Origin of the sequence: Marinobacter halotolerans, from assembly GCF_008795985.1 — a bacterium.
In the GTDB taxonomy this organism is placed as follows: Bacteria; Pseudomonadota; Gammaproteobacteria; order Pseudomonadales; family Oleiphilaceae; genus Marinobacter; species Marinobacter halotolerans.
Genome location: NZ_VMHP01000001.1, coordinates 1,381,247 through 1,397,984, shown reverse-complemented (window position 1 = coordinate 1,397,984; position 16,738 = coordinate 1,381,247). Strand labels below are relative to the sequence as shown.

The following is a 16,738-nucleotide window of genomic DNA, read 5'->3' as shown; positions in this document are numbered from 1 at the left end:
CACCGACTGGATGATAACAAGGAGATGAGACATGCAGCCCTATCTGGCCTTTGATGTGTACGGCACGCTGGTGGATCCCATGGGTATGGCCGAGCTTCTGGCCAGCGATGCCCGGGATGCGGCCCAGTCGGTCAGCGCCCAGTGGCGCGAAAAGCAGCTTGAGTTCGCCTTTCGCAAGGGATTAATGCGCGCCTACGAGGATTTCGGCGTGTGCACCCGGCAGGCGCTAAGGTACGCCATGGCCAGCCACGGGCTGTCGCTCACCAAAAAGCGTGAAGACGAGCTGATGAATGCCTACCTTCAGCTTCCCGCGTTTGATGATGCATTGCCGGCCTTGCGGGCGCTGGAAGGCAACTATCTGATGTTCGCGTTTTCCAATGGCACGCCGGCGGCTCTGAAAAAGGTGCTGGGCCACAATGATCTGTTGGCATTGTTTGACGGACTGGTTTCTGTGGACGAGGTGAAAAGTTTCAAGCCGGACCCGGCGGTCTATGCCTACGCGCGCCGGGCCACGGGTGCCATGGATCAGCCCCTGTGCCTGGTGTCCAGCAATGCCTGGGATGTGATCGGCGCGCGCTCTGCCGGCCTGATGGCGATCTGGGTTCGGCGGGATCCCCACAAGGTATATGAGGACTGGGGCATTGAGCCCAACGCCATTATCAACAGTCTTTCCGAATTGCCCGGGGTGTTGTCCAGCTTCTAGGTTTGTTTCTGGCCTCTGAATTTGGTGCATGTGGCCGAGGCTCTTCAAGTAGCCTGAAAATCAGCGACGACCTCAATCCGATCTTTCTGCCAGCCACTCGGCGAGTTCAAGCCAGCTCGCCTTTGGCGCTTTGCTCCCCGCCAGAATCCCCATATGCCCGCCGGGTACCACCCGGAAGGTGACGTCTTCAGAACGAATATGCTCCTGAATCTTGCCGACAGCATCGGGCATCGCCAGGGTGTCGGTTTCGCCGGCGATGGCGAACAGGCTGGCGTTAACGTTTTCCAGGCGGGCGATGTCGTCGCCGATCTGGATCTTGCCTTTTGACGGCTGGTTGGTGATCCACAGGCGCACCACGGCGTCCTGAACAATGCCGCCGGGGTAGGCCACCATGCGATCGAGGAAGGCGGAGGTGGTGGCGTGGTCGGCGACGAAATCCCGGTCGCCGAGTTTGACCAGCAGTTCCCAGTAGCCTTTGAAGCTGCCGATGGGGTTGGTGAGTTTGAAACCGATGGTGTTGGCCCAGCCTGGGCTGTGGAACCAGACCGGTTTCAGGTCATGGAGTTTGAAGCCGGTGCGTTTCTGCACGAAATCTGCTGCGCCGGAGACGCCCTGGTACAGCAGGCCCATCACGCCTGAGGCGTGGCTGTCGATGGGTGAGCCCACGACGATCGCGTTGCGGATGTGCTGGTCCTGGCTCAGGGCGGAGTAGAACAGGGTGAACATGCCGCCCAGGCTCCAGCCGTGCAGGGACAGTTCCTGTTCGCCGCTGTGTTCTCGCACCCGGTTCAGGGCGGCCGGCAGCAGTTCCGCCACGTAGGTGTGCAGGTTGTAGTGGCTGTGTTTGCGGGTGGGGATGCCCCAGTCGATCAGGTAGACCTCGAAGCCCTTGGCCCGTAGAAACCGCACCAGGCTGCGCTGGGGGAACAGGTCGTAGATCAGCATGTTCACCGCCAGGGGCGGCACGATCACGATGGGGGTGCGGTGGCGGGTCTGCTGGACCGGTATCACCAGGTCGTCCAGTTCGATGGTGGTTTCGGTCAGTGGCGGATAGTAGCGCAGGCTGACCAGGCCATCGTTGTGTAGCACTTCGAAGGGTGTTTTGCCGGCCTGCACCATGCTGGCGGCGTTGAAAACCCGGTCGTAGGCGTTTCTGAAAAGATTGGACATAGGGCGTTAGGGCAGTTCAGGCAGAAATGGAAAAGGGACGACGATAGTAGAGCAGCCGGGCGGTTTTACCTATGGCACAATCGTCCAATGCCCCGGGCAAACTGGTCACTTGTGGCCACTGCCTATTATGATTCCGGGTTGTTATGATTCAGCCACGTAAAAAACAACCAGAAAAACAGGATGACCATGCTCAGTTTTCTACCCGCCCCGCTTCTTGGTGTGATCAACTCCATTCTGCTCGCAATCAATACCGTGTTCTGGTGTGTATTGCTGTATATCCCGGCGGTATTCAAGCTGATTATTCCCCATCAGGGCTTCCGGGTGCTGTGTACCCGTCTGATTATCTGGATTTCCGAATCCTGGGTAGCCTGCAACACCGGCTGGATGAAGCTCACCCATGGCACCCGCTGGACCGTGAGCGGCGACGAGAAGCTGAAGCGGGAAAGCTGGTATCTGGTGCTGAGCAATCACCAGAGCTGGGTGGACATTTTTGCCATGCAGCGGGTATTCAACCGCCGGGCGCCGTTTCTGAAGTTTTTCCTCAAGCAGCAGCTGATCTGGGTGCCGGTGATTGGCCTGGCCTGGTGGGGGCTGGATTTCCCCTTCATGAAGCGCTACACCCGTGAATACCTGATCAAGCACCCCGAAAAGCGGGGGGAGGACCTGAAAGCTACCCGCCGCGCCTGTGAGAAATTCCGCTTCACGCCGGTCAGCGTGATGAATTTTGTGGAAGGCACCCGATTTACCCAGGCCAAGCACGACCAGCAGAAATCAAAATACACCCACCTGTTGACGCCCAAGGCCGGCGGTGTGGCGTTCGTGCTGGACGCCATGGGGGATTCTATCGAAACCCTGGTGGACGTGACCATCGCCTATCCCGGCGGCGCGCCGAGTTTCTGGGATTTTCTGTGCGGAAACATTCGTGAAGTGAAGATGGAAATCGACACCGTCGACATCCCTGAGCATCTCAAGGGCCGGGATTACGCCAGCGATGCCGAGCACCGCAAGAACGTCAAGAACTGGCTTGGGAATTTGTGGCAGGCCAAGGATGAAAAGCTCTCGAAAATGCTCGACGCGGCCTAACGGTCGGTGTCTTCCTCGTCGTCTTCAACCTCGTCCGGATGTTCCGCCTTGTAGCGTTCCCATTCTTCCCAGTCGTGGGGCGTTCCGGCATGGGGACGCCTCAGATGCTTGGCATGCTCCATGGCGTTGTGGCGCAGGCTGTGGTCCTGCTCTTCGTCTTCCTCGTCAAAGCCGTACTTTTTGAGGAACTCTGTCGGGCTGATCGGCATCCGGGCTTACCTCAGTAGCAATCTATTCTACAACTAATACGCTGGTACGCCGGTGCCGGATTTTCAAGCCTCGTCGCCGTTGTCGGCCTCTGCTGATGCCTCCACCAGGTTGAAAAGAATCTGTTTGCGTTCATCGTCAACGCCGGCAAAGGACACGGTCACCGGCTGTTCCAGCTGGAAGATGCGTCCATTCTTATTGTGGACCAGCCGCAGGGTGACCGGGTCGAAGCTGAACTTGCCGTCCAGGGTCTTGCAACTGACAAACCCCTCCAGGCCATTGCAGTCCAGGCGAACAAAGAACCCGGCAGGTGTGGTGCGGCTTATGGTGCCGGTAAGGTGACCCTCACCAAGGGTCCTGGCGAAGTCCGAGCGCAGCCAGCTTTCCAGGCTGTTGGCCGCCTGACGGGCCTGAAGCTGAGCCCGCTGAAGGATTTCCAGCCGGTCGTCATCCAGATCTTTCACCGGCGTATCCCAGAGCGCCGATTTGATCAGCCGGTGAACGTGAAAGTCGGTGTATTTGCGCAGCGGCGAGGTGAAGGTCGTGTAGGCGCTAAGCCCCATACCCTGGTGCGCACCGGGCTTCAGGGACAGCTCCGCCCGAGCCAGCTGCCGGGAGATAATGGTTTTCACCGGAACCTCGGCTTCCAGCCCTTCGGTCTGCTTCATCAGCTCCCGGAATCCCTCGGCCTGGCCGATGTCCAGAGAGCTGCACTGGGGAGCAAAGCCTTCCAGCAGGGCCTTTATATTGTCGACCCGGTCACTGCGTAGCCCCGGGTGCTGGATGAACAGGCCGCGGGACTGCTTGCCCAGGAAATCCGCGGCGCAGCGGTTGGCGGCCACCATGCATTCTTCCACCAGCCGATGGGCTTCATTCTGCACCGCCGGTTCGATCTGTCGTACCCGGCGGTTTTCGTCCAGCCGCAGCCGGAATTCGGGCCGGTCGCCGCCGAGAAGCGCATGCTCAGCGCGCCATTTACGAAGCGCGGTGGCAGCCTGATGCAGCTGGTCCAGGCTGTTGGTGACCGCATCCGGCAAGGCCTTTATGTCGTCATCGACCCGGCCTTCAATCAGGTTGGAAACCAGCTCATAACTGAGCTTGCCCTGGGACCGGATGACGGCCCGGTGGAAGCTGTAATCCCCCAGGCTGCCGTCGTTGTTCACCTGCAGATCGCAGACCAGCGCCAGCCGATCAACCTGCGACATCAATGAGCACAGCCGGGTGCTCAGGCTGTCGGGCAGCATGGGCAGGGGTTCACCGGGGAAATAGATCGCCGTGGCGCGACGAAAGGCCTCCTCTTCCGCGGGCGAGCCCGGTTCAATCAGCGCCGTGGGGTCGGCAATGGCGATCGACAGCGTCCAGCCAGTGGGGTTGGGTTCGGCCAGCAGGGCGTCGTCCATGTCCTGGGTGCCGGGGCTGTCGATGGTCACATAGGGCTGATCGGTGCGGTCTTCGCGCTCGGACCGGTGGGCCTCTATAGCGCTTTCGTCCAGCGCCTCGGTCTGGGTCACAACGGCCTCTGGCCAGGTATCCGGAAGATCGAAAGTGGCCAGGGTCAGTGCACGCTCGATGCCAGCGTCGCCGGCCTTGCCGATCACTTTCAGAATGCGGGCCTGGCCCTTGCCGTCCTTGATGGGGTGACGATGAATCTGGCAGTAGATGTAATCGTCCGGTTCGGCGTTCTGGCGCTCTTTTGGCGGTATGAAGATCCAGCGGTTGATGCCGGGGGTTTCCGGGGCCACAAAATGGCCCTTGCCGCGGATGATGTAGCGGCCCACAAAGGTGTCCAGCCTGGACTGCAACAGTTCGTCCACCACGCCCTGTGTCTTGCCCTTGTCGCCGTCCTGCTCGGTAATATTGACGCGATCGCCCGGCAGTACTTTCTGCATCTCCTCCGGTGGCAGGAACACATCCCTACCATCGTCCAGTGCCACGAAGCCGAAACGTCCGTTGGTGGCCTTGACGGTGCCGGGATAAACCACCTTGTGTTCTTCGATGTCGGATTTCAGCTGGCGTAGCTGGCTGAGTGCATCGGCATTGAGCATGAACAGAACCTGACTGGATAAAAATGAGTGTTGCGCCGAAGTATACCGGTTATGAAGGGTCGAGTCAGACCCGTTAGGCGGGGGAAGTTTCGGGATTTGGGCCTTCGGCAATGTATACCTGATTCCGGCCCTGCTGTTTGCCGCGGTAGAGCGCCTGGTCGGCGCGATGGAGCACGGTTTCAAAATCCTCACCCGGCTTGCAGAAGTAACCACCGATGCTGACGGTCACCGGGGCACCGGTCTCGATACTGTCTCTTTCGATGGTCTCGCGGATGCGGGAGGCGATCTGTCGCAGCGTACTGCGATCGCAGGGTGACAACACCACAACGAATTCGTCCCCGCCCCAGCGACCGGGGTGGTCGTAGGGGCGTAAACCGGCTTTCAGCCAGAGTGCAACCCGGCAAAGGATCTCATCACCAACCTGATGTCCGAGCCGGTCATTGATGGACTTGAAATGGTCGATGTCCAGCCATAACAGACCGAAGCCGGTGTCCTGGCGGCTGGCTCGCTGAATTTCTTCCTCGAGCGCCTCGTCCAGCCCCCGGCGGTTTTTCAGGCCGGTGAGGGCATCGACACGGGCCAGTCGGTTCAGGGCTTCGGTGCGCTGGTCCACTTGCCGTTCCAGCTCTCTGGTGGAGTTTGCCAGGGTGTCCGTCATGATTTCGAAATGGCGGGCGAGACGACCGATTTCATTGTTCGGCTTGTCCAGGGCGGGCAGAGCAAAACTGCCGCCGCGTACCTGCTCCACGGCGCTTTCCAGGCCGATGATCGGTTTCAGTATGCGGGAGCGGATAATCAGGTGGAACAGCACCAGTGTAATAACCAGGCTTGCCAGAAAAACGGCGAGCAAGGGCCATAGAAAATTGCTGGGTATCAGGGTCTGTAAATCCAGCAGAGTAATCTCGAACCATCCAATGGCCGGCAGAAACGCAACACCGGCCAGATGCTTCCTGCCATCAACGGTGACAAAGCTGCTTTCAACGGAGGCATTCTGACTACCCCGGTTTTTCAACATCTGCAGCATGCCCAGAACTTTCTGTTTGTCCTCCGGGTCGTCGAACAGCAGGTCTACCGTGTTTTTCTGCCCTTCAGGTTTGATGATGCTGGCGAAATCGATGTAGTTGCGGTCGCGGTAAAGCTGAATAGCGCCGTTGAAGTCTACGAACAGGGTGGTAATACCCTCCTGGTCGATATCAACGATATCCTGAAGGAACGAATCCAGATCCAGACCGGTGCCGACCATGCCGACGATACGGTCTTTGTCATTGCGCATCAGGACGTCGATCCAGAGTTTGGTAACGCCTAGTTCGGTGTCGGGATTGACGTTCAGGTGAAAGTCGCGGCCTTCCTCAATCAATTGGAAAAACCAGGCGTCTTCCGGCTTGTCCGGATCGAGGATGTAGCGTAGTTGGTTGCCGCTGAACTCGCCTTCGGCGTTGTTGTAATAATATTGGCGGGAGTCCCTGAGCGCGACAAAATAGCTGTTGTCCCGGAAATTGCTGCGGAAGCTTTCCATCTCTCGGATCGCCTGGCGATTGAGGTCCTCGTCATCCGGGTTCTGCGCCCATTCAACCAGGGTGGAAGAGTCCGCCATCTGACGCGCCAGCCCGATCTCCCGCTCCAGGGACTGGAGCAGACGGGCACTGTCATAGCGAACCTGAATCTCGGCAACCTGGCGGCCCCAGCGTTCGATGATGCCTTCAGACAGTTCGCGGTAAGCAAGCCAGGAGGCCAGTGATGCCAGGATCATCAGCCCCGCTGCAAGGCCCAGTAGTCGGGTTTTCAGGCTCAAACGATTCCCTCACACTCTGTCTGCTCTGCCACGGGAACAGCATAGTGCAGAGCACACAAAGAGTGTAGGAAAACTAGTTGTGCTCTGAAAACACCCGGGTCTGGCCGTTGGTGTTGAACAGAAGCACCTGATAGCGATCTTTGCGATCCCCCATTTCCATACCCGGAGAGCCTGCAGGCATACCTGGAACGGCCAGGCCTTTCGCGTCAGGCGCATCGGCAATCAGCCGGCGGATGTCGTTGGCAGGCACATGACCTTCAATGACGTAGTCGCCGATAAAGGCGGTATGGCAACTGGCCAGTGAGGGTGTCAGCCCGGCATCGATCTTGATGGGGTTGAGGTTGTTGGTCTCTGTTACCTGAACCTCGAATCCGTTTTCCTTGAGGTGGTCCACCCAGTCCGTGCAGCAGCCGCAGGTGGGTGATTTGTAGACGTGAATGTCGTCCACCGATTCCCCGGCCTGCAGAGGGCTGCTCAGGCTGAAAGTAGCGGCAAGACTCAGGGCCAGCATAGATTTTTTCATGGTGTTACCTCAGTGGTGATGGCTATGATCCTGGTTGGTCTCACTGTTGCCAGAAGGTGACAGCCAGAACCACCAGACGATGGCTGCCATCAGAATCAATCCTCCAGCGTTGACCAGAAATGTACTCATTGGTTCCTCTCCTGATTGGCCTTGCCGGCATTGCTGCTGGTTTTGAACAGCCGCAGCCGGTTGGCGTTGGTCACGACCGTCACCGACGACGCAGACATGGCAGCGCCAGCGATGATCGGGCTCATCAGCAGGCCCCAGACCGGATAAAGCAGGCCCGCAGCAACCGGGATGCCCAGGGAGTTGTAGATAAAGGCCCCGAACAGGTTCTGGTAGATATTACGAACGGTCGCCCGGGATATCTCAATGGCGTCGGCGACGCCGTGGAGCGAGCCTCGCATCAGGGTAATGCCCGCGCTTTCGATGGCAACGTCGGTGCCGGTGCCAATGGCAAAGCCGACATCCGCAGCGGCCAGCGCCGGCGCATCGTTGATGCCATCGCCCACCATGGCCACGGTATAACCCTTACCGCGCATTTCGCTGACGATGGTGGCCTTGTCTTCCGGCAACACCCCGGCGCGGTAGTCGTCGATGCCGGTTTTAAGGGCGATGGCTTTGGCGGTGGCGTCCACATCACCGGTGACCATCATCACCCGCAGACCCGCGTCGTGCAGCCGACGGATCGCCGCCTCGGAGTCGGCTTTCACGGCATCGGCCACGCCAATCACGCCGACCGCCTCCGTTCCATAGGCCAGGAACAAGGGCGTTCCGGCTTCGGAGGTGATCGTTTCCTCACTGTCGTCCAGACCGGACAGATCCACTCCCTCGCTTTCCAGCCAGCGCCGGTTGCCCAGGCGTACCGGTTTGCCGTCAAGCTCGCCTTTCACGCCCTTTCCATTCAGGGCTTCGAAGCCCCTGACGGACTCGGGTGCTGCGTTCTCCTCCTTGGCTTTGGCCATAATCGCCTCCGCGAGAGGATGTTCCGAGTGCTGTTCGAGTCCGGCCGCCAGCGACAGCAGACGCTTCTCGTCGGAGTCAGCGGCGTAAAGCCGGGTAACGGCCGGGTGGCCCTCGGTGATGGTGCCCGTCTTGTCCAGAATCACCAGATCCAGCTTACCTGCGGTCTGGAGGGCATCACCCTGGCGGATCAGGGCGCCATATTCGGCGGCTTTACCAACTCCGACCATGACCGACATGGGCGTAGCGAGACCGAGCGCGCAGGGGCAGGCGATGATCAGCACCGTGGTGGCCGCCACCATCATATGCACGACCGCGGGCTCTGGCCCCACGTTGTACCATACCAGCGCCGCCACCACGGCAATCAACATTACCGTCGGTACGAACACCGAAGAAATCTTGTCGGCCAGGCGGCCGATCGCGGGCTTGGAGCCCTGGGCTTTCTTCACCAGGCGGATTATTTGCGCAAGGGCGGTTTCGCTACCCACGCGGGTGGCTTTGTAGATAATCGAGCCATGGGTGTTCAGCGTGCCCGCAGACACCTCGTCGCCTTCGCCCTTACTGACCGGCATGGGTTCGCCGGTGAGCATGCTTTCGTCAATGCGGGTGCTACCCTCGGAGATTTCACCGTCCACCGGCAGTTTTTCGCCGGGCCGCACCCGGATCCGGTCACCCACGCGAACCTGCTCAACCGGCAGATCCTGTTCTTCGCCGTCGCGGATCACCCGGGCAGTTTTCGCCCGCAGATCCAGCAGCCGCCGAACGGCCTCCGAGGTTTTGCCCTTGGCGCGCAGCTCCAGCGCCTGTCCCAGATTGATCAGGCCGATAATCATCGCCGATGCTTCAAAATACACGTGACGCGCCATCTCCGGCAGGGCCTCAGGGAAAGACGCAACCACAATTGAATAGAGCCAGGCCGTGCCGGTACCCAGCGCAATGAGGGTGTCCATATTGGCATTGTGGAACTTGAAGGCCTTCCAGGCACCGGTGTAGAAGTGACCGCCGGTGGCGGCCATCACGATAAGGGTCAGCACACCCAGCCCAAGCCATGTGCCCTGGTTGGCTTCCGTCACCATCATGGTGCCGAACCCCATGCCCCAGATCATCAGGCCGAGACCCAGGCCCAGACTGATGGCCATTTTCACCAGCAAGGTTTTGTAGTGCTTGCGATCCTCTTCCTGCTTGCGCTCGTCCGCCGCATCCGGGTCTTCAATCACACTGGCGCCGTAGCCGGAACGTTCCACTGCTTTGATCAGCGCCTGCGGATCGGCGCTACCCGTTGCCGTGGCGGTATTATCGGCCAGATTCATATGCGCACCGGTAATGCCGTCCACCGACTTTAGCGCCTTCTCAATGGTGTTCACACAGGATGAGCAAGTCGCACCCGTTACTGCCAGATGAATCTGGTCGCTGTCGCTGGTGTAATGCTGCTGTTTGGCTTCAGTACCGGATTCATGAGTGGCCTGATCGTGAGCATGGTCCCCACCGGTATGACAGGAAGCGTCTGCGGTCAGAGGAGACGCCGGGTAACCCGCCTCAGTGACAAGGCGCGCCGCCTCGTCGGTGTCGATGCCATCGGGCAGCGAGACCGTTTGTTCCTGAAGATTGACGTCAACCTTCTCAGCGCTGCCAGTGAGCGGCGTTAGTGCCTTGCCGATCTTGTTGGCACAACCCTGGCAAGAGGCGCCGGAGATCGACAGCGTCGGATGTAGTAAAGTTTTTTCGTTCATGGAGTCTGGCTCCTCTTAATGGACTCTGGGGAGGATTCGTCCCAGCGTTCGATCAATCGGCAAATGGTGTGGCCATCGGGCGTCCCATCCGGCATATCCTGCCAGGCAGAGAGCGCGGCTTTCATGCGACTGCGCAGCTGCTGCAACTCGGCAATCTCACGCTCAACCTCGGCTAGCCGCTGTTGGAACACATCCCTAACCATGGGGCAGGGCGAGTGATGATCGTCGGCCTGCTCCAGAATCTGCCGGATCTCCGGCAGCGAAAAACCCAGTTGCCGGGCCTTTCTGGCAAAGCGAAGCCGCCGGAGGTCTTCCGTATCGTACTGCTGGTAGTTGTTGTCCGGGTTACGCGTAGGTTTCAACAGCCCCTCGCGGGTGTAAAACCGGACGGTATCGGGATTTACCCCTGCACCTTGCGCTATTTCTTTAACTTTCATCAGCAGGCCCACCCCTAGCATGATCGAGTGATTGGACAAGTCCTGTTTCTGAAACAGGACTTGTCCAATCACGGACGGCACCCGTTAGGAGCGCCACCAGATTCAACTTAGAGGATAGCCTAAAACCTGTGAGCAACTCACAGGTCAAAGGTTTTTTCAGGAAGGGGTATTTTTCGCCCGAAGGAAGGTACCACAGGACTTGCACTGGTCAGGCGCCATCAGCTTGGCCTGCCAGCCAATCTTGTAACCGCAGGCCGGGCACTTCAGACGCATTTGCAGCACAATGATAGGCGCAATGATCACAGCGATAAGAACACCCAGCGGACCCCAGCTCTCGCCGCTGGAAATCCCCAGCTGGCTGCTGAACACCAGAATAAGAGTCAGCGCCACAAAGGCAACAATGAAGTAGCCCTTGTTCCAGGACTCCCACCGCCGCAGACGGTCATTCTGTTCACTGGTCAGATAGTTTGAACTCATGAATCGATACCTTGGAGACTGATACTGAAAGGGTGGTGATTCCGCCCACCTATTTCAATCAACTACTAACCGAAACCTCATAGTTCAGCTTTCCAGTGCGCAAAGCCTTCTCCAGCTCTGCCGCAGGCACCGGCCGGCTGATGAAATAGCCCTGAATCAGATCGCAGCGATGATTCTTCAGAAATTGCAGCTGTTCCGCGGTCTCGACACCCTCGGCAACCACCTCGATTCCCAGGTTGTGGGCCAGATTGATCACCGCCCGGGTGATCACCGCATCATCATGCCTCTCGATCACATCCGTGATAAAAGAACGGTCGATCTTCAGCAGATCCACCGGAAAATCACGGAGGTAACCCAGGGAAGAGTAACCCACACCAAAATCATCAATGGCCAGATGTACGCCCAGTTTATGCAGACGGGTCAGCTGGTTCATGTTGTGTTCGATGTTCTGGATGAAGATCTCTTCCGTCAGTTCCACTTCCAGCTGCGCTGGCGGCACACCGTTGGCCTGAAGTGACGACTGGATATGATCCACAATGTGCTCGTCGTCCAGTTCCCGGCCGGACAGATTCACCGCAATGCGCAGGTGCGAGAAAGGCGTATCCCGCCATGCAGCCAGCTGCTTGCAGGCGGCCATCACCACCCAGCGTCCGATATCCGTAATACGTCCGCTTTCCTCCGCCAGTGGGATGAAATCCATCGGAGGCACCAGTCCGCGGCGTGGATGGTTCCAGCGAATCAGCGCCTCAACGCTTTTGATCGATGAATCCCTAAGATCAAGCTGCGGCTGGTAGTACAGAGCAAATTCGTCGTTGGCCAGGGCCTGGCTGATGTCCTTGTCCAGTTCCAGGCGGGTAACCTCCCGGTCCTGCATGCCTTCGGTATAGAACTGATAGGTATTGCGGCCCTGATCCTTGGCCCGATAGAGCGCGATGTCGGCATTGCGCAAAAGAGTGTCGGCGTCCAGGCCGCTCTGGGGGTAGACCGCAACGCCCATGGTGGCAGTAATGCCGTGGCGCTGACCCTGCACCTCGAATTCATCGGCAAAGCACTGTTTGATCTGTCCCAGCAGGAAGATGACATCGTCCACATTCTCGACGTGTTGCTGACAGACCATGAATTCGTCGCCGCCGGAATAGCCGATGGTTATCCGCTCGTCGCTGAGGTTGTTCAGTCTCTCCGAGACTTTGATAAGCAGCTCGTCACCAAACTGGTGGCCCAGGGAATCATTGAGCGTCTGGAACCGATCCAGATCAATCATGATCAGCGCCACTTGGCGTAGCTGGCGGTCAGCAATGCCGAGGGTGTGGGCCAGATCCTCCATAAAGAAGCGGCGGTTGGCCAGGCCCGTCAGCGTGTCGGTGGTTTCCAGCCGGACCAGATCCTGCTGTACCGACTGGCGCTGGGTGATTTCATCGTCCAGTTCCCGGCGGGTTTTGAGCAGCGCCTGGTTTCGTTTGAGGATCAGTTGAACCAGCAGCGTGGTCAGGCTGGTCAGAATGCCCATGCACAGCATTACCAGAAAGGTCACCATGGGCCAGCCACTGAGCTGGTTGTGGGCCCAGTGGGTAGATGGCGTGACCACCAGGGACCAGTCAAGTGTGGGCAGGTTCAAGTCGGCTGTGCTGGCGAAGGAGTTGTCAGCAGTGAGGTCGGGATTGAGTTGATAGACCAAACGCTTATCGCTAAGGATATTGACCTGCAGCGGGTCGGTCAGGGCCGGGTTCAACAGGTCGCTGGCCAGTACATCCATCTGGAATACGCCGGCAATGAATCCGTTGCTGGACGGCCCTTCGCCCACAGGGGCGTAGATCACCAGGCCCTTGCTACCCTGTTTCAGATCAATCACTCCGGAGATATCCAGGCCGCCGGTTGCCTGGGCCTTTTGCAGGGCTTTCAGCCGCTCCGGGGAAAAGGCGACGTTATATCCAATGACCGATTCGTTGCCTTCCAGAGGTTCGAGCCAGCGAATGTGGTAGCTGTCATCAATCCATTCAATGGCCTGGTAGACACCGAAGTCTTCGAGGTAATTGCGGGCATCCGCTGACCAAAGGTCACGAGAGAGGCTCGGGTTGGCCTCCAGTCGCTGCGCCATACGCTGGATGGCCTCGACGTGAACCAGAAAATCCCGCTCCAGCCGCTGGGCCATGAGCTGGGCCTGGCTGTCCAGGCTTTGTTGCAGGCTTTCGCGGTCCTGTTTTTTGATGCCGTACTGCAAACCAAGCGCAATGCCCAGAAACACCAGGAAAATCAGCGCCGGAAATGCTGGATGAAGCAACCCCCGGGCTATCAAGGTGAGCGTTGACACAGTTTTAGGCACAGATTGCTCCGGTGGACTCAGGAATCGGTCTGAGGCAGGGAGTATGCCAGAAGAGAGCGGGGCGAGACAGTTGGTTAAGTGTTACCGACGTGCTTCCAGGCTAATAGAGACAGAATCCGAATAGCGCAATGCGTGTGGCTTGTCGATTTCCACCCAGGCCCAGGTCACCGCCTTGTGTTCCATGACGATCGTCAGCACTTCGTGGGTCAGCCGCTCCAACAGTGCGAACCGGTTGCCGTCAACATGAGCAATGACCTGCTTGGTGATGGTCCGGTAGTTGAGCGCTGCGCTGATCTCGTTCTGATTAATGGCCTCGGTGGCGTCGTAGGTCAGCCGGATGTTGATCACCACATCCTGCTGGTTATTGATCTCCTCGTCCTTGATGCCGATGTAGGCACGAAGCAGCAAGTCCTTGATCCGGACCGTGGCTTCGTGGATGTCATGGGCGTCGTTCATTGACGTGGCTCCTGCGGCTGTCAGCGATTTCGGATAAGTGTCAGGAATTCGGTACGCGTCGCCTGGGATTTACGGAACTGTCCCAGCATCATGGAGGTGGTCATGCTGGAGTTCTGCTTTTCCACGCCACGCATCATCATGCACATGTGTTGGGCCTCAATGACCACAGCGACGCCTTTGGCATCGGTTGCCGATTCAATGGCCTCGGCGATCTGGCGGGTCAGGTTTTCCTGGATCTGGAAGCGCCTGGCGTACATATCCACGATGCGGGCAAATTTCGACAGGCCCAGTACCTTGCCCTGAGGCAGATAGGCAATATGACACTTGCCGATAAAGGGCAACAGGTGGTGCTCGCACATGCTGTACAGCTCTATATCCTTGACCACCACCATTTCATCCATGCTGGAATCGAACACCGCATCATTCACCAGGGTATCCAGACTCTGCTGGTAGCCCTGGGTCAAAAACTGCATGGCTTTCGCCGCTCTCAGAGGAGTGTCCTGCAGACCCTCTCTTTCCGGGTCTTCGCCAACGCCAGAGATGATCTGCTGATAGTGGCTGGCAAGGGTGTCAAGCTTGTTGGTCATAAATAAAAGTCCGGTGTCGTTCAGGTTTCGCCTGGAATTCGATAGTGACGTGAGCTTAAGGGAAATCCCGGTGCCGCTCCACTATCGATGAAATACGAAGGCTCTATCGGAAAGGACCACTGCGATAGGTGTCCGGCATTTAACCGGCGCATTCTGGCAGGTGGTGCCGCTTTCCTTTAAAGTTGATGCACAGGGTAGGTCGCAGGAATTCCATATGGAACAGGTAATGTCGGGGGCGCCGGGCGGTATTGCGCAGGGGCCGCTGAATACGAGTCTGGAACAATGGCAGCAGGGTGGAAAGTGGTTTTCCTATGGTGGCCATGCCATCTTCAGCCGCATGGCCGGGCAGGGCGATCCTGTGGTTCTGCTGCATGGCTTTCCCACCGCCAGCTGGGACTGGAACCGGCTCTGGCCGATGCTGGCTCAGCATCATCAGGTTCTGACGCTGGACATGCTGGGGTTCGGTTTTTCCGATAAGCCCACCCTTTACGATTACAGCATTGAGGATCAGGCCGACCTTTTCGAGGGGTGGATTGCCGGTCTGGGTCTGAAATCGGTCAGTCTGTTCGCCCATGATTATGGCAGCAGCGTGGCCCAGGAGTTGCTGGCAAGGGAGCAGGAAGGGCTACTGCCTTTCCACATAGAACAGGTCTGCTTCCTGAACGGGGCCCTGTTCCCCGAGGTACACAGCCCGCTATTAATCCAGAAACTGCTGCGCAGCCCGCTGGGTGGGCTGATCAGTCTTGGCCTGACCCGCCGCACCTTTGAGCGTAATTTTACCCGTCTTTTCTCGCCCGGCCGGCCGCCACTGCCAGAGGAGATGGACGACTTCTGGTATCTGCTCACCTACAACAACGGACGGGGCATTCTGCATCGGCTGATCCACTTCATGGAAGAGCGCCGTTGCCACAGGAACCGCTGGGTGGGCGCCCTGCAGAATGCGTCTCAGCCTTTACGGCTTGTCTCCGGTGTGGCGGATCCTGTCTCCGGTGCTGCCATGGCCCGCCGCTTTCGGGAGTTGATTGTCGAGCCCGATGTGGTGAGCCTGAGAAACGTCGGGCATTACCCGCATTTCGAAAGTGCCGGGGAGGTTTACCGCGCCTGGCGTGATTTCTGGAAGCAGCATCACTGAGGCTGAAGCGAGGTGTCCGTCATGGCATCGGCCGGCGGCTCGTCAGTCGGCCTGGCATTGACCACCTGGTTACGGCCCCGTGCCTTGGCCTGATAGAGCGCCTGATCCGCGCGATTCAGCCAGACTGACCAGGTTTCGCCCTTGTTGACCTCGGCCACACTGGCACTGGCAGTTACTTTAATGGCCTCGCCAAACGGGGCCGCGCTGATGCTGGTCAACAGTTCCCGGGCAAGCTGGTCCGCGTCCTTCTGCCGGGTTTCGGGCAGGACCAGCATGAATTCCTCACCGCCAATACGAAACAGCTGGTCGCTTTCACGAAGCCGGCGCAGGATGCGCCTGGGCAATTCCTGGAGCACCCGGTCACCGGCCAGGTGGCCCCAGCGGTCATTGATCAGCTTGAAGTAATCAAGATCCATCAGAATGATGCTGCAAACCCTTTCATAGCGTTCCCGCATCTGGATCTGGACGTTCAGCACATCCGCCAGTTGGGACCGGTTGAGGCAGCCGGTCAGCGGGTCAGTGGTTGCCAGCCGTGTCAGCTCCTCCTGCAGGCGCCCCACCAGCCAGGCGAAGATCATGACAAACACGCAGGTCAGGCCCAGCGAGAAGGTGATCCGCCAGAAATCGGCCTCCGGGAACTTGATAAACGACACCACGGACATGCCAATCAGGAAAAGGATATTGAAAATGGTGGCTTCCCGCAGGGGCAGCAGGAAAAACAGGGCGGCAGCCGCTGGGTAAGCCCAGTAGAGGCCCGCGTGGCCATTAAGCGCCGTTGAATAGATCGCACTGATCACCGCCAGAATCGGGAACAGCCGTCCGTTGAGAAAATAGTGGGCACGGAATTTCAGCAGGGCAATCACGGCCACGGCATTGAGGCAGAAAAGTATCAGCAGAAAAGCAAGTAGCGGATGATCCTGACGCCACTGCACCATCACCAGTGGGGCGACGGCCACAAAGGCCCAGAAATGGAGATGGTAGACAATCTGATGCTTGAAGCCGAGCACTGTGAGTGTCGGGTTCGTATCGAGTTTGTCTGCTACCGCAAGAGGATTCACAACATAGTCCTGTTTACCATTCAGAGTGGCCCGCGTCCCTGATCGGGCTTTATTC

Annotated in this window: 15 protein-coding genes; 3 read left to right on the top strand and 12 right to left on the bottom strand. The window is 58.5% G+C overall.

What is annotated here, in order from left to right:
* Positions 1–31: 31 nt before the first annotated feature.
* Entirely contained in the window at positions 32–703 is a 672-nt protein-coding gene (locus FPL19_RS06550; protein ID WP_150911658.1) for a haloacid dehalogenase type II, read from the top strand.
* A 72-nt stretch (positions 704–775) separates the two neighbouring features.
* On the opposite strand, the gene FPL19_RS06545 is transcribed toward FPL19_RS06550, so the two are convergent.
* Positions 776–1,873, bottom strand: a complete 1,098-nt coding sequence (locus tag FPL19_RS06545; protein WP_150911657.1) for an alpha/beta fold hydrolase — start codon at positions 1,871–1,873, stop codon at positions 776–778.
* A gap of 186 nt (positions 1,874–2,059) precedes the next feature.
* On the opposite strand from FPL19_RS06545, the gene FPL19_RS06540 reads away from it, so the two are divergent.
* Complete coding sequence (locus tag FPL19_RS06540; RefSeq protein ID WP_150911656.1) at positions 2,060–2,956, top strand: acyltransferase; 897 nt, start codon at positions 2,060–2,062, stop codon at positions 2,954–2,956.
* Here FPL19_RS06540 and FPL19_RS06535 read toward each other — a convergent pair.
* The 10 genes from FPL19_RS06535 to folE form a co-directional block, all read right to left on the bottom strand.
* A complete protein-coding gene (locus FPL19_RS06535; protein WP_150911655.1) occupies positions 2,953–3,165 on the bottom strand; it encodes a hypothetical protein in 213 nt (70 codons plus the stop codon). The two genes, FPL19_RS06540 and FPL19_RS06535, sit on opposite strands and share 4 nt — an antisense overlap.
* A 63-nt stretch (positions 3,166–3,228) precedes the next feature.
* Positions 3,229–5,208, bottom strand: coding sequence for a ribonuclease R family protein (locus tag FPL19_RS06530; protein WP_150911654.1), 1,980 nt, complete (start codon positions 5,206–5,208; stop codon positions 3,229–3,231).
* A gap of 73 nt (positions 5,209–5,281) precedes the next feature.
* Positions 5,282–7,000 (bottom strand): sensor domain-containing diguanylate cyclase, encoded by a 1,719-nt coding sequence (locus tag FPL19_RS06525; RefSeq protein ID WP_150911653.1) that lies wholly within the window; start codon positions 6,998–7,000, stop codon positions 5,282–5,284.
* A gap of 73 nt (positions 7,001–7,073) precedes the next feature.
* The gene (locus FPL19_RS06520; protein ID WP_150911652.1) at positions 7,074–7,523 is read right to left on the bottom strand and encodes a DUF411 domain-containing protein; all 450 of its coding nucleotides are present in this window, start codon (positions 7,521–7,523) and stop codon (positions 7,074–7,076) included.
* Between the two features lie 125 nt (positions 7,524–7,648).
* Entirely contained in the window at positions 7,649–10,216 is a 2,568-nt protein-coding gene (locus tag FPL19_RS06515; protein WP_150911651.1) for a heavy metal translocating P-type ATPase, read from the bottom strand.
* A complete protein-coding gene (locus FPL19_RS06510; RefSeq protein WP_150911650.1) occupies positions 10,213–10,653 on the bottom strand; it encodes a MerR family transcriptional regulator in 441 nt (146 codons plus the stop codon). The genes FPL19_RS06515 and FPL19_RS06510 overlap by 4 nt, the downstream gene beginning before the upstream one ends.
* Before the next feature lie 156 nt (positions 10,654–10,809).
* Positions 10,810–11,130 (bottom strand): hypothetical protein, encoded by a 321-nt coding sequence (locus FPL19_RS06505; protein WP_150911649.1) that lies wholly within the window; start codon positions 11,128–11,130, stop codon positions 10,810–10,812.
* A 58-nt stretch (positions 11,131–11,188) separates the two neighbouring features.
* A complete protein-coding gene (locus FPL19_RS06500; RefSeq protein WP_150911648.1) occupies positions 11,189–13,450 on the bottom strand; it encodes a bifunctional diguanylate cyclase/phosphodiesterase in 2,262 nt (753 codons plus the stop codon).
* A gap of 81 nt (positions 13,451–13,531) precedes the next feature.
* Positions 13,532–13,906: a dihydroneopterin triphosphate 2'-epimerase gene (gene folX / locus FPL19_RS06495; RefSeq protein WP_150911647.1), complete on the bottom strand. Its 375-nt coding sequence runs from the start codon at positions 13,904–13,906 to the stop codon at positions 13,532–13,534.
* 20 nt (positions 13,907–13,926) lie between these two features.
* Positions 13,927–14,493, bottom strand: coding sequence for a GTP cyclohydrolase I FolE (gene folE, locus FPL19_RS06490; protein ID WP_150911646.1), 567 nt, complete (start codon positions 14,491–14,493; stop codon positions 13,927–13,929).
* Positions 14,494–14,707: 214 nt separating this feature from the next.
* Here folE and FPL19_RS06485 point away from each other — a divergent pair, with 214 nt between their 5' ends.
* Positions 14,708–15,625, top strand: a complete 918-nt coding sequence (locus FPL19_RS06485; protein WP_150911645.1) for an alpha/beta fold hydrolase — start codon at positions 14,708–14,710, stop codon at positions 15,623–15,625.
* Here the strand turns inward: FPL19_RS06485 and FPL19_RS06480 are convergent.
* Positions 15,619–16,683, bottom strand: coding sequence for a GGDEF domain-containing protein (locus FPL19_RS06480; RefSeq protein WP_150911644.1), 1,065 nt, complete (start codon positions 16,681–16,683; stop codon positions 15,619–15,621). The genes FPL19_RS06485 and FPL19_RS06480 overlap by 7 nt on opposite strands.
* Positions 16,684–16,738: the final 55 nt, after the last annotated feature.

Coding starts and splice junctions, on each gene's coding strand:
- FPL19_RS06505 (WP_150911649.1), bottom strand. CDS start 11,130: ATGAGTTCAAACTATCTGACCAGTGAACAGAATGACCGTCTGCGGCGG.
- FPL19_RS06545 (WP_150911657.1), bottom strand. CDS start 1,873: ATGTCCAATCTTTTCAGAAACGCCTACGACCGGGTTTTCAACGCCGCC.
- FPL19_RS06540 (WP_150911656.1), top strand. CDS start 2,060: ATGCTCAGTTTTCTACCCGCCCCGCTTCTTGGTGTGATCAACTCCATT.
- FPL19_RS06485 (WP_150911645.1), top strand. CDS start 14,708: ATGGAACAGGTAATGTCGGGGGCGCCGGGCGGTATTGCGCAGGGGCCG.
- FPL19_RS06515 (WP_150911651.1), bottom strand. CDS start 10,216: ATGAACGAAAAAACTTTACTACATCCGACGCTGTCGATCTCCGGCGCC.
- FPL19_RS06550 (WP_150911658.1), top strand. CDS start 32: ATGCAGCCCTATCTGGCCTTTGATGTGTACGGCACGCTGGTGGATCCC.
- folX (WP_150911647.1), bottom strand. CDS start 13,906: ATGAACGACGCCCATGACATCCACGAAGCCACGGTCCGGATCAAGGAC.
- folE (WP_150911646.1), bottom strand. CDS start 14,493: ATGACCAACAAGCTTGACACCCTTGCCAGCCACTATCAGCAGATCATC.
- FPL19_RS06530 (WP_150911654.1), bottom strand. CDS start 5,208: ATGCTCAATGCCGATGCACTCAGCCAGCTACGCCAGCTGAAATCCGAC.
- FPL19_RS06535 (WP_150911655.1), bottom strand. CDS start 3,165: ATGCCGATCAGCCCGACAGAGTTCCTCAAAAAGTACGGCTTTGACGAG.
- FPL19_RS06520 (WP_150911652.1), bottom strand. CDS start 7,523: ATGAAAAAATCTATGCTGGCCCTGAGTCTTGCCGCTACTTTCAGCCTG.
- FPL19_RS06510 (WP_150911650.1), bottom strand. CDS start 10,653: ATGAAAGTTAAAGAAATAGCGCAAGGTGCAGGGGTAAATCCCGATACC.